Origin of the sequence: Paraprevotella clara YIT 11840 (genome assembly GCF_000233955.1) — a bacterium.
GTDB lineage: Bacteria > Bacteroidota > Bacteroidia > Bacteroidales > Bacteroidaceae > Paraprevotella > Paraprevotella clara.
Map to the genome: position 1 here is coordinate 1 of NZ_JH376640.1, position 618 is coordinate 618.

The 618-nt window shown below is 32.5% G+C and carries 1 protein-coding gene; it reads right to left on the minus strand.

Going from position 1 to position 618, the window contains the following annotated elements; all coding sequences use genetic code 11:
* Positions 1–114 precede the first annotated feature (114 nt).
* The coding region (locus HMPREF9441_RS15180) for a hypothetical protein (protein ID WP_008622711.1) at positions 115–618 on the minus strand (504 nt) is incomplete at its 5' end.

Consider the following 618-nt stretch of genomic DNA (forward strand, 5'->3'; position numbering starts at 1 on the left):
TTATATCGTTGATAAAATACCGAAAATCACGCTTGTTCATTTCGAGGGCGTAATATTCGTATAGTTGTTTTTTGGTGCGAATAGTAGGGAGGTGCTTCATAGTAATTATGGGGTTTAAAGATTGTTTTTTTTGAGTTCATTTTTATAGGTTTGTATGAGGGCTTTTACGCATTCTTTTTGGGCTTCTTCGTAAGTGTCTCTACGTCCACAGCATTTATCAAAATTATTGTTATCGTAAATAGAGTAGATATAGAAATTTTCTGGTGCAATGTAAGGGCGAATATAGCTGTATAAGCCACGAGCTCTAAACCACGCAAATACTTGTTCCCAATTGGGGCATAGAATGCATAACAAAGGGGCTTCCTCATAAGGTTCTAAGTCCTCAAAATAATATTCAGATGTATCCTCAAATACCTTATCTAAATCCATTTTGAATTTTATTTCATCGCTTTTGCGATATACAAATAGACATTTTTCATCAAAGCCTATTCGTTCTAACATAAAGGCTATATCAAAAGGGACAAGCCAATTAGGACAGTTGTTATTTTTCATTTTCTTATTGTTAGTATTATTTTTAAACAAATCATCAATATTCAAATTATCAATGTTACCTAAGTT